Origin of the sequence: Kitasatospora sp. NPDC057512, from assembly GCF_042802135.1 — a bacterium.
Classification (GTDB): domain Bacteria; phylum Actinomycetota; class Actinomycetes; order Streptomycetales; family Streptomycetaceae; genus Kitasatospora.
Map to the genome: position 1 here is coordinate 1 of NZ_JBHVET010000164.1, position 12,815 is coordinate 12,815.

The following is a 12,815-nucleotide window of genomic DNA, read 5'->3' on the forward strand; positions in this document are numbered from 1 at the left end:
GTTCGAATGTTACCGCGTCGACCGAGTTCTTCAGCCGACGACACGGCGGCTGCGGCCGCTGGGTTTACGAGTCAGGAGGGGGAGCGGGGCCGGTGTACGGGGACGGGCGCGCCGGACCCTCCGGTCCGCCCGGACTCAGCTCGCGCTGGGGGCCGGGTTCGCCGGGGTGGTGGGCGGGGCGGCCGGAGCGGTGGTCGCACCGGCCGCGGCCGGGCTCGTACCGTCGGTCGCGCCGGGCGCCGGGGTGGTGGCCGGGGCACTCGGGGTGTCGGTGGCACCGGGCGCCGGGGTCGTGCCCGCACCGCCCGGGGCCGGGGTGCCACTCGCGCCGGCCCCCGCACCGCCGGAAGCGCCGCCGGTCGGGGCGGTGGTCGGGGACGGCTTGCAGCCCTCCTGCTTGGCCATCGCCGCACCGAGCTCACCGCGCTGGAGCTTGCTCTGCGCCTGGGTGGAGAGCGAGGCCAGCTGCTGCACCTGGTCGGCCACGCTGCGCAGCCCGTCGGCGAACTTGGCCTGGTCGTTGTTGGGCAGCGCGTCCACCTTCTTCTGGACCTCCACGTAGCCGTCGGCCGCCTTCTTCAGCTCCTCGACGGTGTCCTTCTGTAGGGCCGCGCCGTCCTGCACCTTGGGCGCCCCGGCCGCGTCGATGGCGGCGGCTATGTCCTGGTTGGTCTTGGCCAGCCGCCCGATGTCCGTGGAGAGCCGCTTCTGGAGGTCGGCCGGGGCCTCGCCGGTCTTCACCTGGCCGGTGTCGGCGAGGGCGGTCTGCGCCTGGGCGATCGGGTCCTTGGCAGCGCCGCAGACGTTCGACGCCCAGGACTCCAGCTGCTTGCTGTTGTTGTCGTCGCCGCCGCAGCCGACGGCGCCGAACGCGAGCAGCACGCCGAGGGCGGGTACGGCCAGCAGTCGCTTGTTCACCGGGAGAGGCCTTTCGGTTTCGGTCGTCATCGGTCGTCGAACCTACACGGCCGATGTCCGTTCCCCGGTTCCCGGCTCCCCCGCCCCCACGGGCCGCCCTCTCGATGCCCCGGCCCGGGGCGGGCCCGCTCGCACTCGTCCCGGCCCGAGCGTTTCGGCGGCGGGGCGGGCCTCCCGAGCAGCCCAGGCGCCCACAGGACACGGATCCGCGTGGACGCCCTCTTCCGCGACGCGACGAACCACCGGGATCAGCGGTGTGCCACCGCATGCCCAGGAGCAGGACCCCGGCCGCTCTCGGGCGCGAGGAAACGCCCACGAGGAAGCGAGGACGCAAGGGCGTAAGGAAACGAGGAAACGAGGAGCCGTCGAGGCGGCGCCTCAGACCGCGATCGAGGCGACCGAGACCGGCCAGCTCATCCGGATCAGGCCACCGCCCGTGCCGTTGGTGACCTCCAGGTCCTCGACCAGGCCGGTGATCACGGCGAGGCCCAGGGTGTCCTCGTCCGGCTCGCCGCCCTCGGCGTCGCCGGAGGCCGGGACGGCGGCGGGGCCGGCCTCGTCCTCGACCTCGATGAGGAAACGCTTCTCCTGATCGGTCAGCGCGACCCGGACCGCGCCGCCGATGCCGCCGCGCTGGTGCAGTCCGACCGCACGGGAGCACGCCTCGCCGACCGCGAGCCGTACCTCGTCGAGCACCGACTCGTCGACCCCGGCCCGTCTGGCGACGGCCGCGGCGACCAGCCTGGCCGTCCGCACGTGCTCGGGAAGCGCGCTGAATCGAAGTTCGACGGTTGCCATCTCTCCCCCTCGGGGTGCTCCGACCGGGGCCGGAGACCCGGCCCCTGCGGGCCGGCGGAACCGGCCCAGGGGCGCCCGGGGGACGCACCGGGCCACACGGACCCGGGCACCCGGACGCGAAGAACGAGCGGGGCCGGCCGCACGGGCCGGCCCGGCCGCGTCAGTCGGTCGCGTTGACCGCGTCGTCCACCGAGGTGTGGATCGGGAAGACCTTGGTCAGGCCGGTGATGCGGAAAATCTTCAGGATGCGCTCCTGGTTGCAGACGAGGCGCAGCGAGCCCTCGTGGGCACGCACTCGCTTCAGACCGCCCACCAGCACACCGAGGCCGGTCGAGTCGAGGAAGTCAACGCCTTCCATGTCGACGACGAGGTGGTACTTGCCGTCGTTGACGAGCTCGACCAGCTGCTCCCGCAGCTTCGGGGCGGTGTACACATCGATCTCGCCGCCAACCTCGACGACCGTACGATCGCCGACTGAACGGGTCGACAGGGACAGGTCCACGGAACCTCCAGCACCTTGCCTTGCTACGTCATGTGCGATCCTCGGCCGGACGGCCGCCACCGCATGGTCGAGCCCGGGCGCGCCCAGCCACGCGTGGCAAGCCTCGGCGCTGCGACCCACGGCCATACGGCCGTCACGGCCACATTCAACCACCTGCGACCATGCCCGCACGATGGCTTACGACGATTCTCCGTCACGCCGGTGACACACTGGGTCCTCATGCCGCCCCGACACAGCCCGCCCGAGGCACTGCTCACGACCCTGGCCGCCGGCCGGGGGCGGTCCGACCGACTCACCCATACGGAGCACCTTCCCGCCCGACCTGCGCGTTATTCACCGTGGCCGGACTCGATCCGTCCGGAGGTCGTGGCCGCGGCGCGTGCCGTCGGGGTGGAACAGCCGTGGGCGCACCAGGCAGAAGCGATGAATCTGGCCAAAAGCGGCCAGACTGTGGTGATCGCCACAGGCACCGCCTCGGGCAAGTCGCTGGGCTACCTGGCCCCGGTGCTCAGCGACCTGCTGGACGGCACCGAGGCCCGCAACGGCCGCGGCGCCACCGCGCTCTACCTGGCCCCGACCAAGGCGCTCGCCGCCGACCAGCGCCGCCGGGCCGCCGAACTCGCCCCGCCGAGGGTGCGCGCCGCCCTCTACGACGGCGACACCCCGCCCGAGGAGCGCGAGTGGGTCCGCCAGTACGCCTCCTACGTGCTCACCAACCCGGACATGCTGCACCGGGGCATCCTGCCCGGCCATGCCCGCTGGTCCACCTTCCTCAAGGCGCTGCGCTACGTCGTCGTCGACGAGTGCCACAGCTACCGGGGCGTGTTCGGCTCGCACGTCGCCCAGGTGCTGCGGCGGCTGCGCCGCATCTGCGCCCGTTACGGTTCGTCACCCGCCTTCCTGCTGGCCTCCGCCACCACCGCCGACCCGGCCGCGACCGCCCAACGGCTGACCGGCCTGCCCGCCGTGGCCGTCACCGAGGACGCCTCGCCGCGCGGGCCGATGGTCTTCGGCCTCTGGGAGCCGCCGCTGACCGAGAACGTCGGCGAGCACGGCGCGCCCGTGCGCCGCACCGCGACCGCCGAGGCCGCCCACCTGCTGACCGAGCTGGTCGAACGGGAGACCCGCACCGTCGTCTTCGTGCGCTCCCGGCGCGCCGCCGAGCTCGTCGCGCTCCAGGCCCAGGACCAGCTCGGCCGCCCGCTCGCCGGACGGGTCGCCGCCTACCGCGGCGGTTACCTCGCCGACGAACGCCGGGCCTTGGAACGCGACTTGCACTCCGGCCGACTGCTCGGCCTGGCCTCCACCTCCGCTCTCGAACTCGGCGTCGACATCTCCGGCCTCGACGCCGTCCTGATGGCCGGCTACCCCGGCACCCGGGCCTCGCTCTGGCAGCAGGCGGGCCGCGCGGGCCGGGAGGCCCAAGGGGCGCTGGCCGTCCTGATCGCCCGGGACGACCCGCTGGACACCTACCTGGTGCACCACCCCGAGGCGCTGTTCGCGGCCCCCGTCGAGGCCACCGTGCTCGACCCCGACAACCCGCACGTGCTCGCCCCGCACCTGTGCGCGGCCGCCGCCGAACTCCCGCTCACCGATGCCGACCTGGAGCTGTTCGGGCCGTCCACCGCACCACTGCTGCCGGTCCTGGAGCGGCGCGGCCTGCTGCGCCGGCGCAGCGACGGCTCCTGGTACTGGACCCGTCGCGAGCGCGCGGCCGACGCCGTGGACCTGCGCGGCAGCGGCGGCAACCCGGTGCAGATCGTCGAGGCCGACACCGGCCGGCTGCTCGGCACGGTGGACGCCGCAGCCGCGCACACCACCGTCCACACCGGCGCCGTCCACCTGCACCAGGGCCGCACCTACCTCGTCCGGGAGTTCGACCTGGAGAACTCCGTCGCCCTGGTCGAACCGGCCGACCCGCCGTACACCACGGCCGCCCGCGACATCACCTCCATCTCCGTCCTCGACACCGACACCACCGTGGACTGGGGCGAGGGCCGGCTCAGCTTCGGCTCGGTGGAGGTGGTCAACCAGGTGGTCGGCTACCTCCGCAAGCGGATCTCCACCGGGGAGATCATGGGCGAGTCCAAGCTCGACCTGCCGCCCCGCACACTGCGCACCCGCGCGGTCTGGTGGACCGTCACCGAGGACCAGCTGCTCGACGCGGACATCCCGCCCGACCAGCTGCCCGGCGCCGCCCACGCCGCCGAGCACGCCTCGATCGGCCTGCTGCCGTTGTTCGCCACCTGCGACCGGTGGGACATCGGAGGCGTCTCCGTCCCGCTGCACCCGGACACCGGCCTGCCGACCGTGTTCGTCTACGACGGCCACCCCGGTGGGGCCGGCTTCGCCGAACGCGGCTTCCAACGGGCCGTCCAGTGGCTGACGGCCACCCGGACGGCGATCGCCTCCTGCGAGTGCGAGCGCGGCTGCCCGTCCTGCGTCCAGTCGCCCAAGTGCGGCAACGGGAACGACCCGCTGGACAAGGCCGCTGCCGTCCGGCTCCTGGACGTCCTGCTGGCCGGGGCACCCGAAGCCGCGGAGGCGCCGGACGACGGGCCGGAGGCGACGGACGGACCGAACGGACCGGACGGACCGGACGGACCGGAGGCGGACGGGCCGGGGGCGGCACCGGGACCGCACGGTGGAGCACCGGGATCGCACGGTGGAGCACCGGCCGGTTCATGAGACCGCCTCCGTAGCAACGCCCGGGACTCCGTCCGGGGCCCCGCCCGGCCCGCCTTCCGGCACGTCCTCGGGGCCGGTGACCGGGGCCCGTACCGGCCCGGCCCGAGCCCTCGCCCGCGCCGGGCCGACCGGCAGTCGGGCCGGGAGCCCGCGGACCTCCACCTCGGCCACCACCTCGACGGCGTCCGCCGACCGGTCGACCGCACAGGACACCAGCCCGGCGCCCTGTACGGCGGCGATTCCGGCGGCCCGGGCGCAGCCGCCGTCCCGGTCCAGCAGCAGTCGGTCCGCCGCGGCGAGGGCCGCGAGGTCGGCCGCCGACTCGGCCCGGTGCCGAGCGGCAACCACCGAGCCGACCGCGATCGTCCCGGCGAACACCGCCGTGCCCAGCATCGCCAGGGCGAGCAGCCAGACCGTCGCCGAGCCGGCGTCCGGCCCTCGGCCGCCCACCGCGACCGCTCGGACCGCACGGGCGCGTGCCAGCCGCTCCACGGTCTCCCGCAGCCCGCTCAGGACGGCCATGGGCCACCGCCTGCCTCCGCGCCAGCCACCAGGACGTCCTCCCGCGCCGCCACGGCCGCCGCGCTGAGCCGGACGGCGAGCAGCCCGCCGAGCCTGCCCGGCCCCGCGCACGGCGCCTCCACGTCGACCCGGACCGTGTCAGCCGCCATGGCCACCCGGACCCGTGCGCCCGGCGGGGCCGCCGCGCGGGCGAGTCCGGCGGCGTCCGCCTCCCCGCGCGCGGCCGCCCTGGCGCCGACCCGGGCGGCGTCCACACAGCGGATCTGCGCGGCCGCCGCGAGTACGCCCCAGATCAGCATCGCCGCGAGCACGACGAGCGCCGGCAGCACTACCGCCGTCTCCGCCGTCACGAAGCCCGCGTCGCCGCGTCGCCGCCGGCGCAGCGACCACGCCCGGCCGACGCCGCGCTCCCCGGCCCGCGCGGGGCCCGCCTTCAGGCCCCTGCCGCCCGCCCGGAGCCCGGACGGGGCGACGCCGGGGTGCGTGCCTCGCGAGGCGAGTGCGGACGCTCCGCCCGTCCGCCCGGCCGGGGGCCGCCGACGACCGGTGGCAGCCCCGCGGGGTGCGCCCGCACCCAGGGGTCCTCCGGCCGAAGACGGCCCGCCGGCGGGAGTTCGGCAACGTGCCTCAGGTCGCATGGAGCGCCCGTACCAGCATGTCGGTCAGCGCGCCCGTGATGGCGTCGCTGGTCACCACCTTGTACAGCCCGGCCGCGAGGGCGCACGCGCCCAGCGTCCCGACGGCGTACTCGGCCGTGGTCATCCCGGCGTCCGAGCGGCCCCGGAGTCGCGCCACCCGGCGGACCCGGCGGGCTGCCCAGCGCACCCGACGGACCGACCGGCGGCTCCTCCGCCGCCACTCCTCGGCCAACGGGCGGAGCGGACGCCCGGCACCGGGCCGATTCGCGATCACTGCGGTCATGAAACTCTCCTGTCACTCGACGTACGACGGCTGCTCGTGCGGCCGACGGTCCTTCACATCGCCTGGGCGAAGCGGCTGGTGAGGCCGACGACCACCGGAACCACGCCGATCAGGACGAAGGCCGGGAGGAAGCAGAGCCCCAGCGGCGCGGTGGCGAGCACCGCGGCCCGGCGGACCCGGGTGTGGGCCGCGCGGGCGGCTGCCGCGCGCTGCCCCTGGGCCAGCCCGATCAACGGGCCGGCGGCGGGGACGCCGCCGAGGCTGCTGCGCTCCAGACAGCGGGCCAGCGGCGCCAGCGACGGGTGCTGCTCGCCCAGGCGGTGCCAGCACAGCTCCGGCGGTGCGCCCAGGGCCAGTTCGGCCCCGATCGCCGCCAGCCGGGGCCCCAGCGGCGCCCCCACGCTCCGGCCCACCGCCGACACGGCCTCCGAGGGCAGCGCCGCCGAGCCGAGGCAGGCCGCCAACAGCTCGGCACCCAGGGGGAGTTGCCTGGTCAGCAGCTCCTCATCGCGGGCCGCCCGGCGATCGGCCGGCGACCGCGCCCGGGCCGACCAGCGATGGGCGCCCACCGCGAGCAGAACCCCGACAGCCAGCCCGGTGCCGCCACCGAGCAGCACCGCCGCCGTGATCCCGACGGCGGCCGCCACCACCAGCCGCCGGCAACGCCCAACCATCGAGGCGGTCACCATGGTTCGCCTCCCCATCCCCTCTCGGCCCCGGGCCCGGACGAGCACCCGTCGACGCCTCACCCGGCCGCGCACCGACGTCCACCCCGCAGCAACCGCGCCTGCGGTGAGGGCGAAAACCGCCCACTCGACGCCCCGCATCACCTCGCCCCCGCTTCCGCCCCGAGCGCCCGTGCGCGCACCCGCGACAGCCCACGGTTCCGCTCACCCGGCCGAAGAGCGGGCGCCGCACGACCGGGGGCCCGGTACCGCTCGCCCCACCCAGCAGGCTCCTCCAGCGCGCCGTGGGCCGCCGTCCGGACGATGCGTGCCGTCCAGAGCACGCCCAGCCCCTCCAGGACCGCCCCCGCCACGAGGCAGCCCAGCCCGGCCGGGGTGTGCAACAGGACCTCCAGCGGGCGGGCCCCGAGCGCCGCCCCGATGAGCAGCCCGACGCCCGGCAGCGCGGCCAGGACGGCGATCGTCGCGCGCGGTCCGGCCAGTTCCCCGGCGATCTCCTCCGCGAGTGCCCGCTCCCCGCGCAACGCCTCCGCGACTCGGCCCAGCGCATCGGCCGACCCCGACCCGCTGCCCTCGGCCACCCGCCAGCAGGCCGCCACGGCCGCCGCCCCGCTGCCGCCCGGAAGTTCGGCCAGCAGGTGCAGCGCGGCCGGCACGTCCCCGCCGTAACGGCCCGCCGCCAGTCGGGCCACCGGCTCCTCGCCGAGCCTGCGCAGCCCCTCCGGGTCGGCGGCGAACCGCGCGGTGACCAGGTGCAGCGCCTGCTCCGGCGTCGCCCCACCGCGCAACTCCCCTGCCAGGCCGGCGCAGAGCTCCACCACCGCCGCGGCCCGGTGCCGGGCCTCCGCCGCCAGGCGTCGCCGCAGCCGCCACCTGCGCAGCGGCAGGACGGCCAGCGCGGCCGCGAGCACCGGCACCGGCGAGGAGGTGGCCTGCCCGGCGGCCAACCCCAGTGGCAGGAGCAGCAGTTCGGACACCAGGAAGTCCGGCAGCCGTCCCCGGGCCCGGGGACGCACCACCGTCTCCGGGCCGGGCGCCCGCACCGGAGGCCCGCTGCCCGCCAGCACCAGCCTGGAGCGCTGCCCGCCCGGCAACTGCTCCTGCACCGCACGCCACGCGGCGACGGCCACCAGGCACAACGCCAGCGTCCAGCAGACCGCGAGTTGACTCTGCATCACTTCACAAACCTCCGTTGACCTCGGCCTTTCCGGCCCGCACCGCCGAGCAGCACCAGGGCTCCCACCGCGCACCCGCCCAGCAGCAGGGCGAAGGCGACTTCCACCACCCGCACGTCCGCGCCCACCGGCCCGGCCACCGTCACCGCGATCACGGGCGCCCCCGACCGAGCGACACCCCGCGCGCCGCCAACAGCCCGACCAGCCGTTCCCACCCCGCGCCGGGACGCAGGCCACCGGATGCCGGGAAGGCCACCGCGGGTGTGGTCACGGCTAACCCGTCACCGGCCCCGGCCAGCGTGTGGACCTCCGCCACCCGGCGCCGCCCCGAGCCCGGATCGCGGACCAGGTGCACCACCACGTCGAGTGCGGCCCGCAGTTGGCCGTGCAGCGCCGTCCGGTCGAGGCCCGCGAGCGCGCCCAGGGCCTCCAACCGGACCGGTACGTCCGCCGCCGTGTTGGCGTGGACCGTGCCGCAGCCGCCCTCGTGCCCCGTGTTCAGCGCGGCCAGCAGGTCCGACACCTCGGGCCCGCGGACCTCGCCGATCACCAGCCGGTCCGGACGCATCCGCAGCGCCTGGCGGACGAGGTCCCGCAGGGTGAACTCGCCCAGCCCCTCCTGATTGGGCGGCCGGCTCTGCAATCGGACCACGTGCGGGTGGGCCGGTTGCAGCTCGGCGGAGTCCTCGGCGAGCACGATCCGCTCGTCCGGCCCGACCAGGCCGAGCAGGGCCGACAGGAGCGTGGTCTTCCCCGAGCCCGTCCCGCCGGAGACGAGCAGTGACAGCCGGGCCCGCACGATGCCCGCGAGCAGCTCCGCACCCTCCGGTGGCAGCGACCCGCCCGCCACCAGCTCGTCGAGCGTGAAGGGCCGGGGGCGGCAGACCCGCAGCGAGATGTGCGTGCAGCCGGCCGCGATCGGCGGCAGTACGGCGTGCAGCCGGGTGCCGTCCGGCAGCCGGGCGTCCACCCAGGGGCGGGCGTCGTCCAGCCGTCGGCCGGCCGCCGTGGCCAGCCGGTGGGCCAGCCGCCGCACCGCCTCGGCGTCGGCGAAGCGGACTCCGGTGGTTCGCTGCAGGCCGCCGCCACGGTCGACCCACACCTCGTCCGGACCGTTCACCAGGACGTCCGTGACGTCGGGCGCCGCCAGCAGCCCGTCCAGCGGGCCCGCACCCACCAGTTCGGCGCGCAGCGAGCGCACGGTGTCCAGGACCTCGTCCCCGCCGAGCGGCGGGCGGGTGGCCCGCAGCGCGGCCGCGACCGAGCCCGCCGTCGGGGCGGCCCCCGACTCGGCCAGCCGCAGCCGGACCGCGTCCACCAGGGCCGCCGCCCGCTGCTCGCGGGCCGTCCGACCGTACGGACAGGGCCCGTGCCCGGGCTCCGGCGGCCCGCCGGGCGGCGGCACGCTCCGCAGCGGCCGGTGCTCCCGCGCACCGCCGCCCGGACCGGGCGATCCGCTCCGAAGGACCGTTCTGCGCAGACGGACCATCAGTACACACCTCCTCCGACCGCCGGCACCGGCGGCAGCACCTCGGTCAGGAAGCTCGCGCAGAAGCGCGCGAGCGGGCCGCCCTCCCGGCTTCCGGGCGGGACGCCCTTCACCACGTCCTGGGCCAGGCCCGGCTCCGGCTCCAGCTCCCCCGCCAGCGGCAACCGCAGCCCGCGGGCGATCTGCCGGGCCGGGAGCCCGCCGGCCCGCACCGGCCGCACCAGCGCCCGGACGTCCCCGAGCCGCATCCGGGCCGCCGCCGCGACCCGGTCGGCGGCGGCCACCGCGCGCAGCTCGGCCGACACCACCAGGAGCGCCAGGTCGGACTGCTCCAGCGCCTGCCCGGCGGCCGCGTCGAGGTGCCGGGGCACGTCGACCACCACCAGCCCGCCGCGCCGTCTGGAGGCGGCCAGCACGCTGCGCATGGCCTCCGGCGGCACCGTCAGGGTGTCGCCCCGGTCCCAGGACAGGCAGGACAGCGCGGAGAGCCGTTTGAGCGCGGGCAGCGCCCGGGCCAGTTCGGCCCCGCTGACCCGCCCGCGGGAGCCGGCCAGATCGGGCCAGCGCAGCCCGCTGACCCGCTCGCCGCCGAGCAGGATGTCGAGGCCCCCGCCCAGCGGATCGCCGTCCAGGAGCATCGTCCGCCGACCCGCCCGCGCGGCCGTGACCGCCAGCGCGCAGGCCAGGGTCGAGGCCCCGGCCCCGCCGGACCCGCCGAGCACCGCGACGGTGACCGCCGGGCAGCCGACGCCCTCGGCCGCGTCGGCGATCCGGTCGAGCAGCCAGGCCTCGGCGTCGGGCAGGAACAGCACGTGCTCGGCCCCGAGTTGGACGGCTCTGACCCACACCCCGGGGTCGTCGAGGTCCAGCCCGAGCAGCAGCACCCCGCCGCGCCGCCCCAGCCCGGAGCAGCGGACGGCCTGGTCGTCCCCGACCAGGACCAGCGAGGCCCCTTCCCAGAGGTCCCGCGTCGGCGGCGCGCCCCGGACCAGCCTCGGCTCGGTGCCCGCCGCCGCGCAGATCCGCAGCAGGTGCTCGGCCAGGCCCTCGTCCTCGGTGACGACGAGCGGCCCGGCGACCGCGGGGCCCTCGGCGGTGATGTGGTCGGCGATCGGCGTCGACATGGTTGCTCCCCTCCGCGCCGCGGACCACCAGGGGTGGCCGACGGCGCACGTCGGACGGTTCCGGCGGACGGCCGCCCGACAGGCCTCTGAGGGAGGAAGGGGTGAGGCCCTGCCCGGCGACCGCCGCCGGTCATCACGGTGGGGGGAGATCCGGATTTCGTCATCCGGGTTCCGATTGCCTGTGGATAACTCGTGTGCTGTGGAGGAAAGCGTTCACCCGGGCGGGGGGCTATTCGGCGAAGAATTGACGAAAGGGGGTCACCGAGATGAACCGGCGACCCGCCCCGCCCCGTTCAGCGGTTCTCCCGACCCCCACCCGCCGCCTTCCGGACACCGCTTCCGAACGGCTTCCGAACGGGCTCGCACCACCGATCGGAACCAGCCGTTCGATCCTCGACGGGCATGAGCAAATGGCGACACAGAGTGACGAAAGTCGATCGACGGGCCGGAGTGGCGACACCCCCTGTAAGCCGTCGACACGACGGCGGCGCACCCGCGGCGAGGGGCGTTCAAGCCCTGAAAATGGCCCCGGACGTGCGACGACCCCCGCCGGGGGGGAGAGCGGGGGTCGTCTATCCACAGCCCGGCTCGGGGGGGAGGAGCCGGACCGGGTTAGCACGGTCGCGAACGATCCGTGACTTCCATGGTGTACCCGAGCGGCCAGAAACACAAACCCGCACGCCCGCGAGTACGCCGAATGGCGGGGTCTTTTGCGGCTCCCTCTATCCTCGGTTCCCGTGGACACCACCGAGAACGCCGACGACTACGCCGACGAGTCCCAGGGCGACGCCACCGGGCCCGAAGAGCTCCGCCCGCCCGTTCGCCCCCGACCCGGCGGGCTGCGCACCGCGGCCTTCTTCGACCTCGACAAGACCATCATCGCCAAGTCGAGCGCACTGGCCTTCAGCCGCCCCTTCTACCAGGGCGGCCTGATCAACCGTCGGGCCGTACTGCGCAGCGCGTACGCCCAGTTCGTCTTCCTGGTCGGCGGCGCGGACCACGACCAGATGGAGAAGATGCGCCAGTACCTCTCCGCGCTCACCCGGGGCTGGAACGTCCAGCAGGTCCGCGAGATCGTCGCCGAGACCCTGCACAACCTGATCGACCCGATCATCTACGACGAGGCGGCCTCGCTGATCGAGCAGCACCACGCGGCCGGCCGGGACGTGGTGATCGTCAGCAGCTCCGGCTCCGAGGTGGTCGAGCCGATCGGCCGACTGCTCGGCGCGGACCACGTGATCGCCACCCGTCTCCACGTCGAGGACGGCTGCTACACCGGCGAGATCGAGTACTACGCGTACGCCGAGAACAAGGCCGCCGCCATTCGGGAGTTGGCCGCGATCGAGGGCTACGACCTGGCCGCCTCCTACGCCTACAGCGACTCCTCCACCGACCTGCCGCTGCTGGAGGCGGTCGGCCATCCGTCGGCGGTCAATCCGGACCGTGCGCTGCGGAAGGAGGCGCAGGCCCGGGAGTGGCCGGTGCTGGTCTTCGACAAGCCGGTGGAACTGCGGCGCCGACTGCCCGAGTTCTCGGCCCCGAGCGGCTCGGTGCTGACCGCCGTGGCGGTCGGGACGGCCGTGGTGACCGCCGGGGTGATCTGGTACCTGGCCCGCCGGCGGCGTCCGCTCGCCTGAGGCGGGCGGCCCGGCAGTCCTTGGACAAAACGGTCAATCGGGACAGACTTCTCTTTTCGGGTTCCCCTTTCCCCCGAAACGCGATACAAATGAAGCACGGCCCGCGAGACCCGGTCAGGACCTTAAGAGGTCAAACCGACAACGCAGTTCAGGCCCCACGGACCGCACGTACAGATATCCGGGCACCCACATGCAGCCGACCCGCTGTCGGGCCGCCGGACCAGACGAACGGGCAGGATCCCCGTCTGATCGGCACTTCCGGTGCATGCATGGTCACCCGGTATCTGCACCAGCGGCGGCACCCGGCAGGAACAGGTGCCGCCGCATCCTCGTCTCCGCGCGCCCCCTCGCGGGG

General features: G+C 75.4%; 13 protein-coding genes. 2 read left to right on the forward strand and 11 right to left on the reverse strand.

Features of this window, described 5'->3' with window-relative positions:
• Positions 1–135 precede the first annotated feature (135 nt).
• The 3 genes from ACFU6K_RS13815 to bldG form a co-directional block, all read right to left on the reverse strand.
• Positions 136–918 carry a hypothetical protein gene (locus tag ACFU6K_RS13815; RefSeq protein WP_380662910.1) on the reverse strand — a complete coding sequence of 261 codons (783 nt, stop codon included), beginning with the start codon at positions 916–918 and terminating at the stop codon, positions 136–138.
• A gap of 378 nt (positions 919–1,296) precedes the next feature.
• The gene (locus tag ACFU6K_RS13820; protein ID WP_380662911.1) at positions 1,297–1,716 is read right to left on the reverse strand and encodes an ATP-binding protein; all 420 of its coding nucleotides are present in this window, start codon (positions 1,714–1,716) and stop codon (positions 1,297–1,299) included.
• Between the two features lie 160 nt (positions 1,717–1,876).
• A complete protein-coding gene (gene bldG, locus ACFU6K_RS13825) occupies positions 1,877–2,218 on the reverse strand; it encodes an anti-sigma factor antagonist BldG (RefSeq protein ID WP_049659132.1) in 342 nt (113 codons plus the stop codon).
• 219 nt (positions 2,219–2,437) lie between these two features.
• On the opposite strand from bldG, the gene ACFU6K_RS13830 reads away from it, so the two are divergent.
• Positions 2,438–4,906 carry a DEAD/DEAH box helicase gene (locus ACFU6K_RS13830; RefSeq protein ID WP_380662913.1) on the forward strand — a complete coding sequence of 823 codons (2,469 nt, stop codon included), beginning with the start codon at positions 2,438–2,440 and terminating at the stop codon, positions 4,904–4,906.
• On the opposite strand, the gene ACFU6K_RS13835 is transcribed toward ACFU6K_RS13830, so the two are convergent.
• The 8 genes from ACFU6K_RS13835 to ssd form a co-directional block, all read right to left on the reverse strand.
• Positions 4,901–5,428, reverse strand: a complete 528-nt coding sequence (locus tag ACFU6K_RS13835) for an Rv3654c family TadE-like protein (RefSeq protein ID WP_380662914.1) — start codon at positions 5,426–5,428, stop codon at positions 4,901–4,903. The two genes, ACFU6K_RS13830 and ACFU6K_RS13835, sit on opposite strands and share 6 nt — an antisense overlap.
• Complete coding sequence (locus ACFU6K_RS13840; protein ID WP_380662916.1) at positions 5,416–5,778, reverse strand: TadE family type IV pilus minor pilin; 363 nt, start codon at positions 5,776–5,778, stop codon at positions 5,416–5,418. Before ACFU6K_RS13840 ends, ACFU6K_RS13835 begins: the two co-directional genes overlap by 13 nt.
• A 277-nt stretch (positions 5,779–6,055) precedes the next feature.
• Complete coding sequence (locus ACFU6K_RS13845) at positions 6,056–6,349, reverse strand: DUF4244 domain-containing protein (protein ID WP_380662917.1); 294 nt, start codon at positions 6,347–6,349, stop codon at positions 6,056–6,058.
• 53 nt (positions 6,350–6,402) lie between these two features.
• On the reverse strand, positions 6,403–7,038 hold the full coding sequence (locus tag ACFU6K_RS13850; RefSeq protein ID WP_380662919.1) for a type II secretion system F family protein: 636 nt from the start codon (positions 7,036–7,038) through the stop codon (positions 6,403–6,405).
• Positions 7,039–7,175: 137 nt separating this feature from the next.
• A complete protein-coding gene (locus ACFU6K_RS13855) occupies positions 7,176–8,210 on the reverse strand; it encodes a type II secretion system F family protein (RefSeq protein WP_380662925.1) in 1,035 nt (344 codons plus the stop codon).
• Positions 8,210–8,365 carry a hypothetical protein gene (locus tag ACFU6K_RS13860; protein ID WP_380662920.1) on the reverse strand — a complete coding sequence of 52 codons (156 nt, stop codon included), beginning with the start codon at positions 8,363–8,365 and terminating at the stop codon, positions 8,210–8,212. Before ACFU6K_RS13860 ends, ACFU6K_RS13855 begins: the two co-directional genes overlap by 1 nt.
• On the reverse strand, positions 8,362–9,699 hold the full coding sequence (locus tag ACFU6K_RS13865) for a TadA family conjugal transfer-associated ATPase (RefSeq protein WP_380662922.1): 1,338 nt from the start codon (positions 9,697–9,699) through the stop codon (positions 8,362–8,364). The genes ACFU6K_RS13860 and ACFU6K_RS13865 overlap by 4 nt, the downstream gene beginning before the upstream one ends.
• Positions 9,699–10,823 (reverse strand): septum site-determining protein Ssd, encoded by a 1,125-nt coding sequence (ssd, locus tag ACFU6K_RS13870; RefSeq protein WP_380662924.1) that lies wholly within the window; start codon positions 10,821–10,823, stop codon positions 9,699–9,701. The genes ACFU6K_RS13865 and ssd overlap by 1 nt, the downstream gene beginning before the upstream one ends.
• 839 nt (positions 10,824–11,662) lie before the next feature.
• On the opposite strand from ssd, the gene ACFU6K_RS13875 reads away from it, so the two are divergent.
• Entirely contained in the window at positions 11,663–12,460 is a 798-nt protein-coding gene (locus ACFU6K_RS13875; RefSeq protein ID WP_380662926.1) for an HAD family hydrolase, read from the forward strand.
• Positions 12,461–12,815 lie beyond the last annotated feature (355 nt).

Coding starts and splice junctions, on each gene's coding strand:
- ACFU6K_RS13820 (WP_380662911.1), bottom strand. CDS start 1,716: ATGGCAACCGTCGAACTTCGATTCAGCGCGCTTCCCGAGCACGTGCGG.
- ACFU6K_RS13830 (WP_380662913.1), top strand. CDS start 2,438: ATGCCGCCCCGACACAGCCCGCCCGAGGCACTGCTCACGACCCTGGCC.
- ACFU6K_RS13835 (WP_380662914.1), bottom strand. CDS start 5,428: ATGGCCGTCCTGAGCGGGCTGCGGGAGACCGTGGAGCGGCTGGCACGC.
- ACFU6K_RS13845 (WP_380662917.1), bottom strand. CDS start 6,349: ATGACCGCAGTGATCGCGAATCGGCCCGGTGCCGGGCGTCCGCTCCGC.
- ACFU6K_RS13850 (WP_380662919.1), bottom strand. CDS start 7,038: ATGGTGACCGCCTCGATGGTTGGGCGTTGCCGGCGGCTGGTGGTGGCG.
- ACFU6K_RS13855 (WP_380662925.1), bottom strand. CDS start 8,210: ATGCAGAGTCAACTCGCGGTCTGCTGGACGCTGGCGTTGTGCCTGGTG.
- ACFU6K_RS13865 (WP_380662922.1), bottom strand. CDS start 9,699: ATGGTCCGTCTGCGCAGAACGGTCCTTCGGAGCGGATCGCCCGGTCCG.
- ssd (WP_380662924.1), bottom strand. CDS start 10,823: ATGTCGACGCCGATCGCCGACCACATCACCGCCGAGGGCCCCGCGGTC.